Source organism: Neobacillus ginsengisoli, assembly GCF_030813055.1.
Genome location: NZ_JAUSTW010000032.1, coordinates 1 through 1,424, shown reverse-complemented (window position 1 = coordinate 1,424; position 1,424 = coordinate 1). Strand labels below are relative to the sequence as shown.

At 36.4% G+C, this 1,424-nt stretch carries 1 protein-coding gene; it reads right to left on the bottom strand.

Translation table 11 applies throughout. From position 1 onward, the window contains the following. Positions 1 to 11: 11 nt before the first annotated feature. Positions 12 to 1,298, bottom strand: a complete 1,287-nt coding sequence (locus tag J2S10_RS27350) for an IS110 family RNA-guided transposase (protein ID WP_307414353.1) — start codon at positions 1,296 to 1,298, stop codon at positions 12 to 14. Between the last annotated feature and the right edge of the window lie 126 nt (positions 1,299 to 1,424).

Here is a 1,424-nt window from a genome sequence, read left to right as displayed (position 1 = left end):
CTAAAAGAAATTTAAGCTGCTATCTGTAATTCCGCCATATGAGGAATGTCCCTTAACATACGTTCTTCACTAAATTCACACTGCTTTTTACCGATGGTAAACAGAATTCGTATAAGCTTGTTACATATTGCAATCAACGATTGCATCTTTTTTAATGGATTATTTGGGCGTTTTGTAAAATACTCATGTAATGCTTTAAAAGCTTTATTTTTAGCGACCAAAGGCATTGCCACCCGAAAGAGGAGTGCTCTTAAAGTCTTCCTTCCTCTCTTGGTAATTTTGGTTTGTCCTTTGTGCTTTCCAGATGTATTTTCCTTCAGGCTCAGCCCAGCCAATTTGATAATCTGTCTAGGGTGGGTGTAGTTGCCTAAGTCTCCAACCTCCGCATAAAAGCCTGCAACCGTGTCTTTCCCTATTCCCTTAATCGCCAACATTTGTTCAACACCAGGAATTTGTTCAAGAAGTTTATCTATTTTAGATTCCAGTTCTTCGAACTTTTCCTTTATAAGCTCATATTTGTCTATTAACGTGCTTAGCTCTAATTTAGCCATACCCGAACCTTCACGAATGCCGATAGAATCAGTGGCAACCTGCTTTAGTTCTTTTATTCTACCGATTCCAACTGCACGTTTAACAGCTTTTCGAAGATGTATTAATATTTCTTGTTCCGAAAGGTTCACTAACTCATGAGGCAATAAATTTAGTTTTAATAATTGGATCGCCGACTTACCTTCCCAATCTTTAAATACCGTAAGGAATTCTGGAAAGTAGCGGTCTATCCAATTATGGACTTGCCCCTGAACTGCTTGAAGATCAACAGCTAGGAGATTACGTATTTTTCGAGCCACTCGAAGTTCTGCATAAACTCCATGCGGAATATTCGGTTCAGCATATCTCCCGTCTTTGACCAACTGTGCAATAACTCTTGCATCCTTTACATCATTTTTCGTTGGAGAATTATCATCCAGCTCTTTACTCTTCTTTACATGCATAGGATTTACAACTACAAATTTAATATTTTTTTCTTTAAGAAAGTGAGCTAAATTAAGCCAATAGTGACCTGTCGGTTCCATTCCTACAATCACTTTTTCCATTTTGTTTTGATCCATTAAATTTTTAATCCATTCTATGAAACAGTTAAAGCTAGAATTTGAATTTTCAAAGTAATAGGGTGCCGAAAATTCTAAACCTCTAAAGTCTTGAGCTCTTGCCACATGCTTGTATTTAGCAATATCAACACCTATAATTAATGTTTGAGAAGTAATTTGAGCAATTTTTTCATTTTGGTTATAATTCATTTAAATAGCCTCCTGGTAATTTGTTTGTGTCCTTTTTGCCGCCAAGCTTTGGACACTCATATCTTACCAAGGGGCTTTTTTATATTCAAACCTCATATTTCTTCATTACAGGAATGCTGCCAGTTA